General features: G+C 36.1%; 19 protein-coding genes and 1 riboswitch. Of the genes, 3 read left to right on the forward strand and 16 right to left on the reverse strand.

What is annotated here, in order from left to right:
* Positions 1-400: 400 nt before the first annotated feature.
* From HHT355_RS07965 to HHT355_RS08000, 8 genes are all read right to left on the reverse strand, one after another.
* Entirely contained in the window at positions 401-934 is a 534-nt protein-coding gene (locus HHT355_RS07965) for a L,D-transpeptidase family protein (RefSeq protein WP_103202916.1), read from the reverse strand.
* A gap of 416 nt (positions 935-1,350) precedes the next feature.
* Positions 1,351-1,722: a PH domain-containing protein gene (locus tag HHT355_RS07970; RefSeq protein WP_103202917.1), complete on the reverse strand. Its 372-nt coding sequence runs from the start codon at positions 1,720-1,722 to the stop codon at positions 1,351-1,353.
* A gap of 27 nt (positions 1,723-1,749) precedes the next feature.
* A complete protein-coding gene (locus HHT355_RS07975; protein WP_103202918.1) occupies positions 1,750-2,460 on the reverse strand; it encodes a DUF4352 domain-containing protein in 711 nt (236 codons plus the stop codon).
* A 113-nt stretch (positions 2,461-2,573) separates the two neighbouring features.
* Positions 2,574-4,076, reverse strand: coding sequence for a sensor histidine kinase (locus HHT355_RS07980; protein WP_103202919.1), 1,503 nt, complete (start codon positions 4,074-4,076; stop codon positions 2,574-2,576).
* Positions 4,073-4,750 carry a response regulator transcription factor gene (locus tag HHT355_RS07985; protein ID WP_103202920.1) on the reverse strand — a complete coding sequence of 226 codons (678 nt, stop codon included), beginning with the start codon at positions 4,748-4,750 and terminating at the stop codon, positions 4,073-4,075. The genes HHT355_RS07980 and HHT355_RS07985 overlap by 4 nt, the downstream gene beginning before the upstream one ends.
* A gap of 69 nt (positions 4,751-4,819) precedes the next feature.
* Positions 4,820-5,809, reverse strand: coding sequence for a Gfo/Idh/MocA family protein (locus HHT355_RS07990; RefSeq protein ID WP_199179174.1), 990 nt, complete (start codon positions 5,807-5,809; stop codon positions 4,820-4,822).
* A 322-nt stretch (positions 5,810-6,131) separates the two neighbouring features.
* Entirely contained in the window at positions 6,132-6,992 is an 861-nt protein-coding gene (locus tag HHT355_RS07995; RefSeq protein ID WP_103202922.1) for a GNAT family N-acetyltransferase, read from the reverse strand.
* A 291-nt stretch (positions 6,993-7,283) separates the two neighbouring features.
* Positions 7,284-8,084 (reverse strand): hypothetical protein, encoded by an 801-nt coding sequence (locus HHT355_RS08000; protein WP_103202923.1) that lies wholly within the window; start codon positions 8,082-8,084, stop codon positions 7,284-7,286.
* A 187-nt stretch (positions 8,085-8,271) separates the two neighbouring features.
* Between HHT355_RS08000 and HHT355_RS08005 the strand changes: the two genes are divergently transcribed.
* Both HHT355_RS08005 and HHT355_RS08010 read left to right on the forward strand, forming a co-directional pair.
* Positions 8,272-9,084 carry a DUF2935 domain-containing protein gene (locus HHT355_RS08005; protein ID WP_103202924.1) on the forward strand — a complete coding sequence of 271 codons (813 nt, stop codon included), beginning with the start codon at positions 8,272-8,274 and terminating at the stop codon, positions 9,082-9,084.
* A gap of 69 nt (positions 9,085-9,153) precedes the next feature.
* Positions 9,154-9,696 (forward strand): rubrerythrin family protein, encoded by a 543-nt coding sequence (locus HHT355_RS08010; protein ID WP_103202925.1) that lies wholly within the window; start codon positions 9,154-9,156, stop codon positions 9,694-9,696.
* Between the two features lie 52 nt (positions 9,697-9,748).
* On the opposite strand, the gene HHT355_RS08015 is transcribed toward HHT355_RS08010, so the two are convergent.
* Positions 9,749-10,936, reverse strand: coding sequence for a CAP domain-containing protein (locus HHT355_RS08015; RefSeq protein ID WP_242967610.1), 1,188 nt, complete (start codon positions 10,934-10,936; stop codon positions 9,749-9,751).
* Between the two features lie 445 nt (positions 10,937-11,381).
* Between HHT355_RS08015 and HHT355_RS08020 the strand changes: the two genes are divergently transcribed.
* The gene (locus tag HHT355_RS08020; RefSeq protein WP_103202926.1) at positions 11,382-11,576 is read left to right on the forward strand and encodes a hypothetical protein; all 195 of its coding nucleotides are present in this window, start codon (positions 11,382-11,384) and stop codon (positions 11,574-11,576) included.
* A 116-nt stretch (positions 11,577-11,692) separates the two neighbouring features.
* Here HHT355_RS08020 and HHT355_RS08025 read toward each other — a convergent pair whose 3' ends face one another.
* The 7 genes from HHT355_RS08025 to HHT355_RS08055 all read right to left on the reverse strand — a co-directional run bounded on the left by HHT355_RS08025 (position 11,693) and on the right by HHT355_RS08055 (position 19,556).
* Complete coding sequence (locus HHT355_RS08025; protein WP_103202927.1) at positions 11,693-12,430, reverse strand: amino acid ABC transporter ATP-binding protein; 738 nt, start codon at positions 12,428-12,430, stop codon at positions 11,693-11,695.
* 27 nt (positions 12,431-12,457) lie between these two features.
* Positions 12,458-13,225: an amino acid ABC transporter permease gene (locus HHT355_RS08030; protein WP_103202928.1), complete on the reverse strand. Its 768-nt coding sequence runs from the start codon at positions 13,223-13,225 to the stop codon at positions 12,458-12,460.
* A gap of 289 nt (positions 13,226-13,514) precedes the next feature.
* The gene (locus HHT355_RS08035) at positions 13,515-14,333 is read right to left on the reverse strand and encodes a transporter substrate-binding domain-containing protein (protein WP_103202929.1); all 819 of its coding nucleotides are present in this window, start codon (positions 14,331-14,333) and stop codon (positions 13,515-13,517) included.
* A 279-nt stretch (positions 14,334-14,612) separates the two neighbouring features.
* Positions 14,613-14,794: riboswitch (Lysine riboswitch) on the reverse strand.
* 114 nt (positions 14,795-14,908) lie between these two features.
* A complete protein-coding gene (locus HHT355_RS08040; RefSeq protein ID WP_103202930.1) occupies positions 14,909-15,343 on the reverse strand; it encodes an RrF2 family transcriptional regulator in 435 nt (144 codons plus the stop codon).
* A gap of 31 nt (positions 15,344-15,374) precedes the next feature.
* Positions 15,375-16,052: a peptidylprolyl isomerase gene (locus tag HHT355_RS08045; protein ID WP_103202931.1), complete on the reverse strand. Its 678-nt coding sequence runs from the start codon at positions 16,050-16,052 to the stop codon at positions 15,375-15,377.
* Between the two features lie 148 nt (positions 16,053-16,200).
* A complete protein-coding gene (locus tag HHT355_RS08050) occupies positions 16,201-17,997 on the reverse strand; it encodes a DUF4153 domain-containing protein (protein WP_103202932.1) in 1,797 nt (598 codons plus the stop codon).
* A gap of 260 nt (positions 17,998-18,257) precedes the next feature.
* Complete coding sequence (locus tag HHT355_RS08055; RefSeq protein ID WP_103202933.1) at positions 18,258-19,556, reverse strand: uracil-xanthine permease family protein; 1,299 nt, start codon at positions 19,554-19,556, stop codon at positions 18,258-18,260.
* Positions 19,557-19,597: the final 41 nt, after the last annotated feature.

Below are 19,597 nucleotides of genomic sequence, written 5' to 3' on the forward strand. Positions count from 1 at the left end.
TTGGTCTTGCACTTAGACCTCGGCTTTTAGAATTTTCGGGGTTGTTTCACTGTTCAGTTATCAAGGTTCTGTTAATCTTGCTGATTTTATTCGTTTTTTGTCGGTTATTTATTGCCGCCGACAAGATCTAATTTTATCATATCTGCTTATTTATGTCAACCGCTTATATTAATTATTTTTTTCTTATAATAAGCAATACTTATAAGCGGTTGCCCCTTTGTCATCAGCGGATGTCCATATTATCACATCTAATTTATAATGTCAATACGAAATTGTATTAATTTTTTATTCAATTAACAAAATTTATTCCTGTATCAGATGTGGACCTATATTATCACGATCTAAATATAAAGTCAATCTTAATTAGAAAACTTTATTTTAAGTCTTTCCGTTATGTTTTTTACGGCTCTATAATTACCGGAGTTCCAGTCGGGCAATTATCCCACAATATATCCATTATATCGTTATCTACCGCCACACAACCGGCAGTCCAGTCCGAATGGGAGCCGTGCCCATGTATCATTATTTCACCGCCCAAAGGTGTATTCCAGGGAGGAGTTATTTTACGGTTAACAGCATCTGCAATCTTCTCGTATGTTTTTTGATCGATTAAACCCGCATTTAAAGCCTCCATTCCGTCTTCCTTATTTGGATATGATATCCCTAACGATAAATAAAACTTGCTTTTACTGTTTCTTATACAGATATAATATTCACCTTCAGGGGTCCTGCCGTCTCCCTCCTTTTTCTTGTCCCCAATCGGATTCCATCCTAATCCTACAGGGTAGCTGCCATATAAAATGTCTCCATCCCAAAGTTCAAGAATTCTTTTTTGCTTTTTTATAATAATTTTCGGTTTCTTTATTTTAACCTCTTTGTCTATCTCAAATCCGTTTTTATATTCAAATTTTTCAGGATTTGTAACTCCACACATAACTCATTTATACATCCTTTTCATTATATAATTTTACTTTTATCAAGATATATATCTCTTATTATCTCTTATTATCTCTTATTATCTCTTATTATCTCTTATTATCTCTTATTATCTCTTATTATCTCTTATTATCTCTTATTGTTTTTCTGTTTTATTTTCTGTTCTCTTAATTTAATATGAATAAATTTAATTATTAAAGGAACCTTCCCAAAATTCTTATTATTTTCGGGAATAAAAAATGAAAGTTCCGGGCCCAAGTCTAAAACTCATTCTGTAGGAAAATAATCTCATAGCAACTATAAAAAATCTTATACATAAAATGCAGAGTGTATATTTTCTTCCACTCTGCATAATTTCATTTTGTTATATGGTGTTATATTATTCTTTTATGCCTGTCAATTAAATTTTTGGATTTAATCGCTTTTGCTTTGTGATATATCTTCTTCTTCCATTTTCATAGCTCTTAAGGCTCTTCTTTTTCTCCTTGCTTCTTCGGAGGCATATAAAATAAAATCCTTTATAATCCCCGGCCGTTTGATATGTTCCAATACCAGCTTAGGATGGGTGGTATCACCGGTATAGCAAGTGATTGTACCCAGTTTAAATATCCTTTCCCAAAAGCTTCTTGTAAGGCGTACATCCTGTATCTTATACATAAATGCATCGTCTTCGGTGATACTCAAAAAGCCGGATGTTATTGTTAATTTTTCTTCCGATATAGTATACTTTGTATAACTTAAAGGAAGTCCAAAAAATAACGTACGTTTTCTTTCTATATATATCATTGTTAACCCCTTTAAAAAATATATATTTTATTTAACTTTGAGCTCTTTTGTCATTGTATCATTTGTAACAACCAAATTAACATTTGATAAGTCCGCATCTTCCTCAACTTCAAATGCCAATATGGCAGATATTTTCTCTCCGGCTTTTATATTCGTATTAATGAATAGCAGATTATTTTCCAAAAGGACCGACTGAGGTCTATATGTGGTTTCATCATTTATATGAAGCATATACCTTGCGTCTGATTTAATAAGGTCTAGTAGTTTTTCACTATCCGTTATGTTCTCAACCTCAAATTCAACCACAAAAAACCGATATCCTTGTTTGGCATCGATGTAAAAGACCTGATTGGTTTCATCGTCGGATAATGTATCAACCGTACGATATCCTACATACTGAAAATCAAAATTTGTCTCCCCTATAACTTCGGATAAAGTATATTCTTTAGTTTCGCTTTCATTTCGGTTATTATCCTCGTTAACCGTATCAGTATTACTGTCTTTAGAATCATTTTCTGCAATATCATTTATGTCTTCTTTTTCTTCAGAAGCGGAAGTTTCGTTTATCTTACTGTAACTTAGTAAATCCGCGGAATAATTTTTATCATACTTTAGAAGTAATCCGGCCATATATTCCGCCACTGCATTTATGTTATTTTCATTTAACGGATACTTTTTCATACATCCCGTAAGCAAAAGTGCAAATATACATATAAGTACAAAAGAAATTTTTTTCACAGCATTAAGCCCCCAATCTCCCGTATTCGACTATGCTAAGTATATTTTATATCAATAATCTTACCATTAAATTTTATCTTCTTCAACTAGAACCAAATGATAAATTGGTATGATTATGTCAAATCCACCTCGAACCAGAATTCCACACCCATATTGCGGTTTATAACACCACATTCTCTGTTATGGGAATTCATAATTGCCTTTACAATAGAAAGACCGATTCCGCTTCCGCCGTATTCCCTCGTCCTTGCCTTATCTACCTTATAGAATTTAATCCATATCTTATCCAGTTCATCTTCCGGAATATTTTGGCCTGTATTAAAGACAGCCACCCTTAATACGTTTCCCCTTGGTATAAGTTTTATTTCAATAATATTTTGGCCGCTTACATGGTTGAGGGCATTACTGATGTAATTTGTAACCACCTGTTCTATCAGATACTCATCTGCCCATACGTATATTGGCCCGTAATCTTCAAAATGGATGGTTACATTTTTCTGTTTAAAAAGTATTTCCGTAGACATCAGTACCGATTTTATTAATTGAACAATATCAAACCGTTCAAAATTTACCTGATTGTTTCCGAATTCCAACTCATTTAAAGTCAGAAGTTTCTTAACCAGTTGATTCATTTTATTTGCTTCATCAATTATAACTTCACAGTAAAAGTTTCTGTTTTCTTCGTCTTCGTTAACATTTTCCATAAGGCCTTCTGCATAACCCTGAATTAGTGAAATCGGAGTTTTAAGCTCATGGGACACATTGGAAAGAAATTCTTTGCGCATTTCATCAATTTCTATCTTTTTCTGAATATCGTTTTTAAGCTCATTGTTTGCTTTTTTAAGCTCTGATATGGTTTTTTGAAGCTTATCAGACAGAATGTTGATGCTGGCTCCAAGTTCGGCAATTTCGTCTTTCCTGTTAATTGGGTATTTTGCTTCAAAATCCAGATCTGCCATACGTTTGGCGATATTGGAAAGATCAAGAATTGGCTTTGTAAACCTGCTGCTTATTATAAACATTGCAATTATACCTATAATAACTGCAATCAGGCCTACATATCCCAAAAATTGGTTTGACAGATTAACGCTTTCTTGAATACTTTCAAAATTAGACCTTAAAAATACAACCTTATTGCCATCCACTAAGCCAATTAGATCTATATAATTGGCATCCAGCCTACTGTCATACAGCCTGTATATAACATAATTCTCACATTCTTCTATAACTGTTCTGTTTTTGCTATTGGCATTTCTGCTCATATAGTCTCTTATTAAAGATTGTATCTGGTATTGTTCTCTGTCGCCAAGATCATTCGGATGAGGATAACTGGATACCGGTGCCCCAGCAAAAGACATCAGAACATAAATATTGACATCACTGCTTGAAGACAGCTTCTCCATTGTTAATGTGTCTTCTTCGGCCAAAAAAATCTCTTCTTTACTGTTGGCATATATATCCTGAACTTTGTAAAAAACATCTTCCAACTTGTCTACTTTGCAATGAAGATAGTAATCGGACAAAAATGTCCGGTTGATAAACCACGGTATAAATATTGTAAATGCTATCAATGCTGCAAGTAATACTGACAGCTTAAACCTTATGGAATGTTTCATTCATCCACCTCAAATTTGTATCCAAGCCCCCAAATGGTCTTGATATAACTGCCCTTATCCCCCATTTTGCTTCTTAGTTTCTTAACATGGGTATCTATAGTTCTTGCATCCCCAAAATAGTCATAATTCCATACATTATTAAGAATCTTTTCTCTTGACAGGGCAACTCCCTTATTCTTGACAAAGTAGGACAAAAGCTCAAATTCCTTGAAGCTTAATTCTATGGGAACGCCGTCTATTTTTACCTGATGGGCCGCTTTATCAAGAGTAATTCCCCCAACTTCTATAACCTCATCGTCAATTCCTGCTGTTCTTCTAAGTACGGCTTCCACCCTTGCCACCAGTATCTTGGGACTGAATGGTTTGGAAATATATTCATCCACTCCGAGTTCAAATCCAAGCAGTTCGTCCTTTTCATCCCCTTTGGCTGTAAGCATAATTATAGGTACATCGGAATACTGTCTTATTTCCCTGCATACCTGCCATCCGTCGACTTTCGGCATCATGATATCCAATATGATTAAAGCAATGCCTTTATTGGAAAAAAATATATCCAAGGCCTGCTCACCGTCTTCTGCTTCAATAACTTCGTAATCGTTTCGTACCAGGAAATCTTTTACCAGCTTTCTCATTCTGCTTTCGTCATCGACGACCAGTATCTTTAGCTTTTCCATGGGGCACCTCCGACTTAGATATGTAAAATTAATTATATATTAGCAGTTATCTATGTCGAAATTGTGAATTTATTTTAGCTCCTGAGGATAAACAAGTCCCCATTGCATACGGATTTCATCCATTATATTCATAACATCCAGGGTACTTTGCAACGGATTTATCGGACTTTCAAGCAGACCTTCCCTTAAGCATCTGTTAACTTCGGCAGCTTCATATTCATAGCCGTTAACTATATATGGTTCTTTAAATGCCTCAACACATTGAAGATTATTGTCATATAAAAAGGCAGAGTCAGCCTTAAAGAATTTTTCCACTTTTATATAACCTTTTTCACCAAATATAAGGGCATCTGAACCTAATTGAGCACATAAAGCAGTGCTTAAATCTGCCAGAGTTCCGTCATTGTAATGAAGCAAAATAACATTTTGCTCGTCAACCCCGCTTTTGCCCATAATTGCGCTGCTGTATATCTTATCAGGCAAACGGTTAAGAAGATATGTGGCATAGGTTATGGGATAAACCCCTAAATCCAAAAGGGCACCGCCGCCCAAATCAGGATTGAACAGTCTGTGGTTATAATCAAACTCAAAGCAAAAACCGAAGGATGCCCTAATATGAAGGACTTTACCTATCCTTCCTTCGTCAATCCACTTTTTAATTCTTTTAGTAGCCGGTAAAAATTTTGTCCACATGGCTTCCATTAAAAATACTTTATTTTCTTTTGCGATATCGATTAATTGCTTCGTATCCTTGCTGTTTAGAGTAAAAGGCTTTTCACACAAGACAGCCTTTTTATGTTCTAGGCAAAGCTTAGCCATTTCCTTATGTTCTGTATGGTGAAGTCCTATATACACAACATCTATATCAGGGTCTTTTATAAGAGCCTCATAGCCTGCATATGCTTTTTCAATTTGAAATTCTTTTGCAAATTTTTCTGCCCTTTCTGCACTTCTTGATGCCACTGCTGCAATGCTGCAATCCTCCAATGCTTTTAGTGCTGAAGAAAATTGAGTTGCAATTGAACCTGTACCAAGTATACCCCAACGTATTTTTTTCATATAATGCATCCCTTTCTTAAAATGTTTATAAAATTCCTTCCCTAGACAATTGTTTAAATAAAATTTATAAATTCATTTTACTATCTGAAAATATTAAAATCAATTTATTTATATATAATAAAACTTTTATTATTTCTTCCAGCTTTTAAAGCAGAATCAAAACTTTTACTATTACAACTAAATATCACAATTATCATAATGGATAAATCCAGAAATTAACTCATTATAAGCTAAACAGTAACATTATAAAAACACTTAAAAAAATAAGCCTGTTTCTTACCTGGAAACAGACCTTTATGTATTACTTCAGAATACCATAAAATTATACCTGAAGTAATTTATATTCGTATATATCGTCCACCGTATGGTAGCCTACCTTCTCATATGCCCGTCTGGAAAGCATATTTTTCTTGTCCACAAACAGAGTACAAAAATCATAACCTTTATCAAGATACTTTTTACTGATATTATATATATTTGTTGCCGCATAACCTAGTCCTCTGTATTCTTCCGGTGTATAAACATAGTTTATAGCAATCCCATGGACGAGCTTTCTGCTTGCAGCGGCCATAGATACAACAGTTCCATTATTGTCTTCAAAAACATACAGCCTATTGTCGTCAATCATTCTTGTTGTCTTAACCAGCGCCGATTCATAATCTATTTCTTTAGCCAGTGCTTCAATTTGAAACTGTATCATCCAGTCGGTCAACATTTTTACTTCATGGGATAATGCCAGTCTTGTATATCCTTCTGCCGGTTTAATTTCATTTACCTGCGTAATTACCATAATGTCTGCTTCCAACCTTTGCACAAATGTGCATTTAACCCTTTTTCTGTACTCATCAATAAAGGCTTCACAAACCTCATACTTTGCACTGATACCTTCAAAATTTATCTGATTATCCGCCATATAACCGGCCAGCACCATAGCCGCTTCGCGAATGTCTTTGCCATAATCCTGGACATAAACTGCCATATTACTGTTCGGAATGTTGCTGAAATGCAATACAACCCGGTCATCATCCGTAATCACGCCAAACAGAATATCACATAAATCCGGATTATTTTTGCACTGATATGCATTATAAAGCACCAACTGACTGACTGCTTCATTTTCCAGCAGTACCGATTCATAATCCAATAAATATTCTTCGGCATTATTATAGACCCTGACAATCATATTGCTTTCCTTCTTTCTGCGGATATTTATACCCTATTATTAATCTTCCCATTTTTATGCATTTTAAACTCTTATATTTGCTAATATCATACAGTATAATTATTATACAGTTATTGGGTATAATTACTTTGTCTTATTTTTCTATACTTCGAATTCATTATCTGTCATAATGCAATTATACTATTATTTTCCATATATTGTAAATAGTTAAATAAATACCCGGTATTATAATTTGACAAAAGCCAGTGGGATTAAATAAAAATCCCATTGGCTTATTGTCATCGGCAAAATTTACTTAATATCCTTACCCATTTTCTTTTTCTTTAATGCAACGGTAGATGCTCCAAGCAAAACTACTCCGCCAGCTATTGCAGCTGCCATACCCGGTATTGATAACTTCTTCTCTTCTTTTTCACTATCCTTATCCGAAATGGTTCTAATATTATCATCTTCGATAGAAGTTCTCTTAAGTTCATCTATGACTTCTTCCGCATTTTCCTCAGAACCTGTTGCATATAATATCTCATCAGTTTCTTCGGCTAAATCTTTTTCTTCGGCTTCCTCAAAGGCCTGAATTTGAATTTTAAATTCCTCTTCTTCTATGGCAGTATCCTCAATTTCATCTTTTTCCATCAAAATCCCGTCAGATGCAGTGGCAGATACCGGTGTGTCGCCTGTATCTGTTATATCAGCCCCTGCATTATAAACATCTGCGTCGGGGGCTTCAAGCGGCTCTGACTGAAAGATTACCGGATCGCTGGCCACAACCTTAACCAAATCCTTGCCGAATAAGTCGTACAATATTTTTGCATTTTCCTCACTGTAAGGAGTTATGCCTACTTCAACATAATCTTTTGCAATTCCGGTGTAGACCACCATAAATCCCAATTTTTCTATATCTTTTACATGGTCAACAAAAAGATATTGATCCATTTCTCTTTGCTTTTCGAACAAAGCCTGGTCTTGTGTGTTTACCGTTCCTACGTATGCAGGCGAAGAACCGCCGCCGGACTGCGCAAATGCTGCTCCTGTCCACATTGCTGATATACATAAACCAAGTGCAAAAGTTTTTATCATATTTTTTCTGATCATATTATCCTCCTATCAAAATTTATTACTTTGTTAAGCGCTTACAATAATTAGACGAAGAAGCAGCTTTTTAGTTCCAATATAATTACGTATGTTTAATAGTTAATTTTGGTTATGCAGTCTAAGTTGTGCTATAAGATTTTATTACCTTGCATATACATAGAGTATAGAGTAACGCAGGAGGCAAATTATGGATGAGCATAATTTTTTTGATATTGCAGTGGCTGAACATAGATTTTGGCTGCAGATTATGGGTGACCACGCCAGATTTATATTTTTCTCATTGGCCCCAAATGAAATAGAATATCTCCAAAGATCACAAGACTTTATTATAGCTTTTGATGAACTTCTTGACGGAGTAAACAACATATCGGGAATCGATGAGCTTGAACGGATTACGGATCAGGCTTATAAAATGTCTCTTCATTTGCGTGAATTTAAACTTCTTCTATTGTCACTTACCTTAAATTCGGATATAAAAATACACCTTTCTTCCACCTTCATAAATGATATGCTGAATGAACTGGAAGAATATCTGACAGTTTTGTCTTTACTGCAATCTAAAGAATCCATATTGTTTCATCCCCTGCATTATCATCTGTTGTGGTTAACAGACGCTGTCGGGCATGCCGCTTCTGTATCATCGAATTTGGACCCTGTCGAAAAGGATATGATTGATAAATGCAGCCATTTTGAAACCCTATTTGTTGATCTGCTTCTTAAAGCAACAATTATGAACGGATACATTCGGACGCAGATAAATAATTTTCCGGCCCTTGACCGGTTAAACAAACAGGTAGAAACAGCGATAATTTTATTTAAAGACTTTTTGGAAGAAATCAGGGACCAAAGAATAAGCGGACAGGTACTTGGAACTCTCTTTCCTCTTATGGCTGATCATATGGCAAGGGAAGAATGTTATTATCTGTGGAAATTATCCCAAACGGCCGGCCTGACCAAGCGTCCTGACTGCAATCCTGCAAGCCCAAGAATTGAAGGATAATTATCCTGTTTACATATTAGTTATTTTATCACATAAAATATAGTAACCTATATCCTGAAAGGAGATTATATGGAATTCCAACAAAGCAGAACCTTTTCAAATCTGCAAAATGCTTATGAACTGGAACTTATGTTGAGTACTATTTATTCTATATATGGCGATATAGCAAGGCAGTCAGGCTATCAGGAAATCGGCTTTATATACGATACATTCCAAAGAAACAGCAAAGAACATGCAAGGATCTGGCTAAGGCAGATGAATCAAGGTCTTCTTCCTAATCTTGAAGAAGCCCTTGCTGCTTCCGCTCAAATTGAAAATTACAAAGGGTCTCAGCTCTACAGGCAAAATGCTATTATAGCCGGGGAAGAAGGGTATACGAATCTGGAATCGTTATTTAACGGTATAGCAAATATCGATCTTAACCATGCTCTCCAATTTGAAGAAAATTACAATAATCTTCTGAGAAACCAGGTTTTTTGCAAACCACAGCCTCAATTTTGGATATGTATGCAATGCGGCAACATCATGAACGGCTTATGCGCTCCTGAAGTCTGCCCCGTATGTGGTTTCCCGCAGGGTTACTACCGCCTATATAACGTCGAAAGGGTTTAGCTGCCAAAGAAAAAAGGAGGCAGCCAAATAAAGCCGCCTCCTTATGGTTTAATTAGTTTGTAAATAACTGTGACCAGTAAATTACACCATTTGCCTGGTATACACCGATACCTATTTTATTAAAGTTACCGTTCAGTATATTGGCTCTGTGTCCGGAAGAATTCATCCAGGCATTTACAACTTCCTGTGGTGTTCTCTGACCGTAAGCTATATTTTCTCCTGCTGTCCTGTAAGAAATTCCGTATTCCTGTAGTACGGTAGAAAATTTAGAACCGTTCGGTCTTGTGTGTGAAAATGACACGGATGTTTCCTGAGCCCTTTTATCTGCTGCCGCTTTCAAAGTAGCATTCGTTGTTAAAGGAGCAAGTCCAGCTTTTGAACGCTCAACATTGACAAGCCTTAATACCTCTTCTGCATAGCTGTTGCTGCTTGTAGTATTGGCAGACGTATTAGAAGAATTTGTATTCTTCGATGTTGTTCCGGTTTCCTTAGGTTTTGAACTTGAATTAGAGTTTGTTGCATTTGTGTCCTTCGGTGTGGTAGTGGTGGTTTTCTGAGTATTATTGGTACTCTTTTGACCTAATGAAGATAATATATCATTCAGAGCGCTTATATTATTGATATTAGCATCAGTAATATTAGTATATCCTTTATCCTGCAGTTTCTTTACTACATCATTTACCGAATAGCAATCGGACAGGTCAACATTATTATATATATAAGTTGTTGTTTTACCGGACTTGTTTGCTGTGGCTGTATTGTTAGCAGTGTCGGTGCTGTTATTAGCTTCAGAAACAGTATTCTTAGTTACTGTATTAGTCTTGCCGGCATTCGAAGCATTGTTACTGCTTACTGTATTTTTAGTTGAAACAGTATTATTTGTATTCGCTTTCCTACTGCCGGTTTTTGCGGCATTTCCTGTATTATTAACGGTTTTATCTTTCTTTTCTGTATTTGAATTTTTTAATTCTTTAGTATCGTCTCTTTTTGCATTTTCAGTTGTAGGGGCAGCCGTTTCTGCCTCAGAAGCCTTATCTTCTGTCGCTTCGTTTCTTTCAGTTTCCTGAGTAAATTCAGGCAGCTTTGCCATATTCTGTGTTTCATCGGCATCCTCTTGTATAATAACTTGCTGTATATTTTTATCTATATTTAAACCTTCATTGGTAACAAGCTGATTGATGCCGAAAGTACCTGCACAAGAAAGTGCCAGTGAACATATAGCTACAATTAATTTCCTCATTGTTTTAACCTCCTATTTGGTTTCTGTCTTGCTGCTCCTTAAGACTACCATAGTAGAACAATTGTTACAACCGTAAAATAATGGAGAACTACATAATTTATGTATAAAATATGGTATCTATCACCAAAATATTTGCTATATATTTCATAAAATCATTCAAGATTCTTCCATCTGTTGATTGATTAAATGCCGAATTTACAGATATTTTAGAGATATTATTATATTTTGATTCCGTTTAAAATCATTACAATTTCAACTGAATTTTGTAACTGATTTTAAGCTAAAATAAATTTCATTTTTTTAAAATTATTATTACAAATTCATTAAATCCAGCAGAACTTTTCCACTATTATGTTATTTATTATCATAAAATTGGAATATTTCTGCTGTTTCTAACAACAATATTATTGCTTATATATATTTTCTTACGAAAGGAGATATAAATATGAATAAATTCAATGACAGCAGAGCAACGCCCAAAAAAAGAACGAAAGAGGATAATGATAATTACACCGATATCAACAAAGAAAATGATTCAAAGCAGAAAAATACATCCGAAATTATTCAGCCTAATCCACCCTCCGCTACCCCTTCCTATCCTGACGAAATGCCCAGCCGGGATGTAAGAACAGAAATATAAAAAAAGAAAAACACCTGCTGTGATGCCATTTTCCGGACGTATGTCCGTATACGGCATTTGACGGCAGGTGTTTATATTAGGATGTTATATGATAATATTTATAAAGATAATTTATATTAGTTTCCGATAATTCTTTTTAAAAATTCTCTTGTACGTTCCTGCTTGGGATTGTTGAAGATCTCCCGGGCTGTGCCTTCTTCGGCAATAACACCTTTGTCCATAAATACAACCCGATCGGCAACCTCAGCGGCAAATCCCATCTCATGGGTTACTACCAGCATGGTCAGCCCGCTTTTGGCCAAATCTTTCATTACGTTAAGAACTTCCCCTACCATCTCCGGGTCCAGAGCGGATGTAGGTTCATCAAAGAGCATAACATCCGGTTCCATTGACAGTGCCCGGGCTATGGCTACTCTTTGCTTTTGCCCACCAGAAAGCTGGCTGGGCTTTGCATTTATATATTGATCCATTCCAACTACTTTCAAATATTTCATGGCAGTTTCCACTGCTTCTTCTTTTTTGCGGCCCAAAACCTTAATCTGCCCTACGGTGCAATTGCCTAACACATTATGATTGTTAAACAGATTAAATTGCTGGAATACCATTCCCATCTTTGTTCTGTACTCCTGCAAATCATGCTTATCTGACAGGATATTTTTCCCTCTGTAAAATATCTCTCCGCCACTGGGCTTCTCCAGTAAATTTATACAACGAAGAAGTGTTGATTTACCGGAGCCGGAAGCCCCGATTATACAAACTACCTCTCCTTTTTTTACATTAAAATTTATATCCTTTAAAATCTCGTTTGATCCGAACCATTTGCTCAGATGCCGAACTTCTATAATATTATCCAACTTTCTCTTCCTCCTTTAGCCAAAGCCTTACTGCCCGGCCTTTTTTGCCAAATCTTCCGGTCTTGCAACCTGCATCTGATTTCCCGGAATAACATTAAAGTGTTCAGGTCCGTCTATTTTCTTTTCAAGCCATCTAAGTAACCTGGTAACAGTCAGAGTCATAATAAGATAAATAATACATGCTACAAGAAAAGGTTCGAAGAACCGGAACACGTTTCCGGTTATGGAACTGGTCTGGAAGAATAATTCCGTAACCGATATTACATTAAGAACCGAAGTATCCTTGATATTAATTACAAATTCGTTGCCTGTAGCAGGAAGAATATTTCTGATAACCTGCGGCAAGACCACATAAAGCATAGTCTGGATATGATTCATACCGATGGCATGGGCAGCTTCAAATTGGCCCTTATCAATAGAAATAATTCCGCCGCGGACAATTTCCGCCATATATGCTCCGGTGTTTATCGAAACAATAAAAACACCGGCAAACATCCTGTCCATATCTATATTAAAAAGCATAAGAGATCCGTAATAAATAACCATAGCTTGTACTATCATCGGGGTTCCGCGAAATACTTCAACATAAACCGTAAGTATGGCATTTACTATTTTCAAAATAACTCTTTTTACCATGTTATCCGATAAGGGTATTGTACGGATTACTCCTATGATAAGGCCTATAGCAAATCCCAAAACCGTACCAATAATAGAAATAAGTAGGGTTACACCGGCTCCCCTAAGAAACATAGGCCAATAATCAACAATTACTTTAAAAAACCACTTCCATGTCATTATGGTTACACCAAACCTCTCAATTAAAATCAAAATCTAAGATTAAATTTCATTTATAAGTCTTTAATATTTATAAAACCCTCTAAACAATTTAAAATATGCCGAATTCGTGTTTAGGTATCATTACTAATATTTATAAATCTCATCACTAAAATTACTTGCATAAATTTAATTACCATATCGAATATTCATAATCAATATATGTTCTTTTCCAGTATCTAAACAACACCATAAAAACGGAGGCTCTCCAAGCGTTATATTATATAGGACAGCCTCCAAATCATATTTCTTATTCTGCTCCGGGTTGATTTTTGATAGCCTCGTCCATTATTCTAATCCGTTCTTCTTTAGAAATGTCAGCCAGAATCTTATTGATATCATCCAACAATTCGCTTCCTTTGCGAAGTCCCACAGCAATTGCGGTATCGTCAGGAGATGTTTCAAAACCGTCTTCAAAAACAACCATAGCAAAATTCGGATTGGCTGTAGTAGCACTTACAGCCTCAGGCCTTTCGGACACATATCCGTCTATAGCTCCGGATTCCAAGGCTACTCTCATAGCGGCAAAATTATTCATGGCTGTCTGTTTATTTACACCTTCTATCTGATCGATTACGGTATAATGGAAGGTATTGAGCTGTGCGGTAATTTTTGCTCCCGCAAAATCGGATAGTTTGGTCGCATTTTCGTACGGGCCGCCTTTTTTCACTACCATAACCAGATCAGACTCATAATAATTATCTGAAAAGTCAATGGATTCTTTACGTTCCTCAGTTGGCGACATACCTGCTATTATGGCATCAATTTTACCTGAAACAAGGGCAGGCAATAAGCCGTCCCAGTCTGTTTTAACTATAACCAGTTCTTTACCGAGACCTTCGGCAATTCTTTTTGCTATTTCAACGTCATATCCACCGGCATACTCTTTGGAGCCGTCAATCGGAACCGCCCCGTTCGAATTGTCAATCTGAGTCCAGTTAAACGGAGGATAATCCGCTTCCATACCGACCCTAAAGTAATTTCCGTCATTAGTTTTTTTACCGCATGCCGCTGTCAAAACCATTATTATGGCTGTAAAAATAACCAGTACTGCTGCTTTTCTTCTCATAAATTTCCTCCTCTTTAAAAACCTTATTTTCGTAACTTTTCCCTAACCCTATCTATTAAGGTTTTTATCTTTGTCCAATTAAATATGTAATCTTTACATAATTTTCCTTTCATAAAATAACCGAATTAAAACCTTTTATTAATGTAATGCTTTAATAAATAGACACTTTAATATATGAAAGGATTTCATCAAGAAAAAAATACAGGACAAAGATTCAGAGGATAAAAAAACCTGAGACTATCTCTCAGGTTATTAAACGCAATAATCCTCCTGTCCCCCCAATGAGATAGCGCAACTCATAAAGCCGGGCCACTTTATGAGACAGTCCTGCAGCTCTTAACTGCAGGCCCAGCATATAATACCGAGTATATTATATGCTTCGGCGATATTTCCTTCTCCCCAGCCTCATCGCTTCTCAGGCTCCACTGGGGACTGTTAAATACCGCGCCTCTACCTCACTGTCTTTAAGTGAGGCTTCTACAATATTCATTTATTGTTGCTATAAGTCTACAACATGCTCTTCTATATGTCAATAACAAATAATAAAAAATAGTACAAATTATATCCAAATTTTACTAAATATAATACATAGGAGCAGGATCTCTCTCCATATAGTCTTCGATAATATCCTTCAATGTATATTCATCTATGAATGAAAATACCCTTTCATCGATTTTATTCCAAATGCTTTCCCTGATAAAACTTTCTATAGGATTGGTTATAACTTCGTCTTCCATAGGAACAACAGACAAATCCCCTTCCAGGGCTCGCAGTATCATCCCGACGGTTATCTCGTCGGCATCATAAGCAAGCACATATCCGCCTTGGGACCCTTTTATACTTTTTACCAGTCCGGCCTTGCGCAGGGCTGAAAAAACCTGTTCCAGATAACTTTTTGATATATCCTGTCTTTCTGCTATACTGACCAGTGGTACCGAATCATTTTGAGAATATAAGGCCAGATCAATCATAGCCCTAAGGCCGTATCTTCCTTTTGTAGACACCTTCATAATACATCACCCTTCAAACAACAATTTATTTTTATTCATATTCAAATACACGAATTGTTTCTATTACAACAGGTTCTGCCGGTATTCCGGCTTCTTCGTCAAGTTTTTCGACTTTTGCCACCGCATCAAGTACATCATATCCTTCATAAACCTGCCCGAACACCGTATGTCTTCTAAACAGCCAGGGAGTCCCCCCTACTTTTCCGTAATTTTTTACGGCTTCTTCGCTAAATTCCACACCCAGGTTCAATCCTAACCAGGTCAGATAATCCTTTGTGTATGTTTCTTCAGACTGAACTATGAAAAATTGGCTTCCGTTAGTGTTCGGCCCGGCATTGGCCATGCAAAGTGCTCCCCGGTACGGATGCAAATCATCCGAAAATTCGTCTTCAAAGTCTTTCCCCCATATACTTTCACCGCCGGTACCGTTCCCGTTGGGATCACCACCCTGTATCATAAAATCTTCAATAATTCTATGGAAAGTAAGGCCGTCATAATATCCTTCCCTGGCATGAGTTATAAAATTTTCGACTGCTTTGGGCGCTTCATCTTCAAAGAACTTAACAAATATCGAACCGTAATCTCGTATTTTAATTTCCGCTACCGTTTCTCCTTTTTCAGGTTTTTTAAACTGTTTTGAAGAGCCTGCGCATCCGCTTAAAGAAAAAATTGATAAAAGCAACAATATAAATAAAGCCGCTTTCTTCATCTTTATCCTCCCCGTAAAGCATATAGTTAAGTAAAATTTGTTTCTCCCAATAACTATCTCTAACTTTCATATTCTAATTAACACTGTTAAATTGTAAATTCTTTAATTAAGAGAAAACTATCATGATAAATATTTTAATATTTGCCAACTACTTAATCTTTATCATAATTAACGCTTCAATATTTTGATATGAGCCGCCGTCCCAAACTTCATAATTTACACTTTTTGCAACAATACATAAAGAGACACTGGCACTTTCTACTATAAACCTAGCTTCGTCTAAAGACATTTCACCGACTTTTTCATCCCTGTCTGTAAACCTGTCAAAGATTTCATTCAGCGAAAAACTGATAAGCTCATTTTTTTGGCTGTCTGTCAGCAAAAGATTTCCTAAACTATCATTATCATTTTCATGGATTAAAATATATTCTTTATTTTCTCCGTCAGCAAGTTCGTATGATACCTGGTTATCCTTACCATAAAATTCAGCTTCCATAATATAATCGTATCCCGATACGTTTATAAATACCCCACTTGGCAGATAAAGCCTGTATACTACGGGATCTCTATAATCCGTTTCGTATTGGGAAAATCCGAATGTTTTTTCAAAATCATACGACTGACTGTAAGCCTTAAGCCAATCAATATCCTTAGTATAATTCATCCGGCTCAGATACTGAACCGAACTTATTATAACCTGTTTATCCTCCTGCGATATATTTGCATTCGGAACGATCTTTCCGTCCTTTAGCATATTGTTTTTTTGAAGCACTTCAGTCAGCCGGCTGATCTGATTATTTCTGCTTACGGTAAACGCATCCGTTACAGGAAAGACAGATATCAGGGAAAGAACAATTAATATAGGCGCAACTATATTAGTTTTACTGTTTGGTCTCAGGCTGAAAATAAATGCCGTTACCGTCGAAAAGATACCAAACATTATAACATAATACCTGCCTGCGGTTATTCCCAACTCCCCAATTTTAAGCACGGACGATACGGTCTGGAACAATACAACCGGTATCAGAACCTTCGGAAATATCATTCTGAAATATATGGCTATTTTGCTTTTAATAACACAAGCCAAAAGATACACGGTTATTACCGTAATGGAATAAGATACCAGCAAAGGCTCCATAAGATTGTCTTTCCAGAAGTCGCCGGTTATATTAAGAATTATATAAAGCAGTAGTATAAAAGTAAAAACAACCGTTATCGGAATAATAATATATGATATAAGGCCTTCCAAAAATTTTGAAGGTTCTATGGCTTTTATTAACTGCTTTTCATTATTATCTTCCAAATTTAGGACAGAATCATTTGCATCTTTGTTATAAGCAGGATATAAAGGAATTAATGAAAGAAAATGTAAAGGAGCATATAAAAAAGCGATCGCATTCAGAACATGCCTGTATGCTTTGCTGTTTATATCCGCAATCAGCATATCTATAGCCATCAGAATCAGGGCTATCCCCAAAAACATAACAGCCGAGTAAAATGCCACAGTAAAAAAACTTTTAAATACCGCCATGAAGCTGTCACTAAAACCAATTCTTGATTTCATGGACGGAATCCATATAAATAAAATCAAAAGTATAAATAACAGGACAATTGTTCTTACAGCAATTTCAGTACTGATTTCTTCAACAGCAAATTTTAATATTAAGTAATATATAATGGCTCCGATTACAGCAATGGTCGCGAATATAAGCCTGATTTTCTCCGACCTAATAAAGCGTTCATAGCATAATTGCAGCACCATAAAAAGAGCCGCACCGATTATAAAAGAAAATAACAGTTCAAAATAATTATCATCAGCCTCTTTGGTTATATAATAGGATGTCAGAATGGCCGAAGAAAAAAAGAAAACAATCGTCAGCGGAAAACGCTTTATCGTCCCGGTAAATCCCTGTAATGTAGATGTCAGTTTTTCTAAATGCTTCATGTTCTGGCCTCCTGTCAGCAATTCATAGTTTACAGACCAATCTGCTTATATATAACATTATATCATATGAGTTATTAAGTTCCAAGGTATACCATATTTTAAAGTAAAAATAATTTATTTAAAATCATTCTGTCATAAAAAAGTATTACCATCTCACAAACAGGATATTAGCCTCTTTATGAGATGGTAACCGATTCTGCATATATTTATTAATCTATGTGTATTCTAATATTTAATTTTTTATATGTGCCGATATTCTTCTAATTGGTCTCTTCTTTTTCTAAAATATTGTCTTTACCGACCGGAAGCACCAGAGCAAGGAATATTCCCGCAAATGCCGCCAGGGCAAGACCGGATATGCTTACAGTATCTGTAATAGGGATACTGTCACAACCGATACCCAGCACAAATATGATTGCGGCAATCATCAGGTTTCTGCTGTTACCAAAATTCAGTTGGGATTTAACAAGGATACGTACTCCAACAGAAGAAATCATACCGTATAATACTATACTTATTCCGCCGGTTACGGGTGCCGGTATACTGTTTACAAAACCGCCAAATTTACCTATAATGCCTAGTAAAACCGCAATCCAAGCCGCAACACGGATAACTGCGGGATCATAATTTTTTGTAACTGCTAAGACTCCGGTATTTTCGCTGTAAGTTGTATTTGCAGGTCCACCAAGCAAACCTGCCCAGGATGTTGCAAGACCGTCTCCAAGTAAAGTCCTGTGTACCCCCGGATCAACCATGAAATTCTGACCCACAACCGCACTGTTGGTTGTTATATCACCGACATGTTCTATTAAAGTAACCAAGGCAATCGGAGCTATCGCAAGAATAGCATCAAGTTCGAACTTAGGCATAAGCAATAATTGCTTCATTATATTTTCGTCCATGAAAGAGAACCATTCTGCCTGTCTTACAGGAGTGATATCTACAAGACCAAGAGGAATGCAAACTAAATAACCTGCAATTATAGCAAACAGAATTGGCATCAGATTATATATACCCTTTGCAAAAACGGAGATGCATATGCAAGTTGCCAGTACAACCACCGTTACCAACACAGCCTTAAAACTAAATACCTGCTCTCCGGTCTCAGTTGTCAGGAAGAAAGCGTTGTTAATGGCTACACTACTAAGTCTTAAGCCTATAACAATTATTATGGGTCCGGTTACAATTGGCGGAAGCAACTTATTAATTTTTTCGTAGCCAACAAACTTAATCAGTAAAGCAAATACCGCATAAACAAGACCGGCCACAATAAGTCCGCCTTTTACGGCAGCCAGTTTAGGAAGAAAATCAGGATCCCCTATTCTGGAATTTCCTATAACTGCCATGATTCCTACCATGAAAGCGAAACTTGAACCCAAAAAAACAGGAACCTTCTTTTTCGTTATCAAATGAAATAACAAGGTTCCTGTTCCTGCACAAAATAGAGTAATTGATGTATCAAGCCCTGTCAGCGCTGGTACTAATACCGTTGCACCAAACATGGCCAATACATGTTGAATGCCAAGTATTAATTTTTTGTGTAGTGATTTCCTTTCCATATCTTTCTCCTTTGACTTTATTTTCGGCAAACTTTCGTAAA

Origin of the sequence: Herbinix hemicellulosilytica, assembly GCF_002904165.1 — a bacterium.
GTDB classification, from domain to species: Bacteria; Bacillota; Clostridia; order Lachnospirales; family Lachnospiraceae; genus Mobilitalea; species Mobilitalea hemicellulosilytica.